Genomic DNA, 252 nt, shown 5'->3' with positions numbered 1-252 from the left:
CATAGCTGCTGTGGAAGCGGATAAAAGTCTTGGGATTCTTTGCCCACCGTTGCATTTCTGCACCTAAACGCATCCATGGATGATCCCAGCATATGCTTTGGAGGATATTCTTCTGTTCTTGTACTGCAATCAGTTTAAGGTGTTTGATTTGAAATTCTAAAGCTTTTTTACTGTATGGTTTTAAGTTTTCTATGAGTGGTAATTTTTTAAAAGCCTCCTGTATTTCATAGGTCAATTTAAAACCCTTTACAC

At 37.3% G+C, this 252-nt stretch carries 1 protein-coding gene; it reads right to left on the bottom strand.

Annotated features, from left to right (window positions below):
- A partial coding sequence (locus tag ACTHS3_RS18245) for a hypothetical protein (RefSeq protein ID WP_440368833.1) occupies positions 1 to 235 on the bottom strand: 235 nt, incomplete at its 3' end.
- Positions 236 to 252 lie beyond the last annotated feature (17 nt).

It is taken from the genome of Neisseria sp. P0009.S007, assembly GCF_051962515.1.
This window is presented reverse-complemented; position numbering and strand designations above follow the sequence as displayed.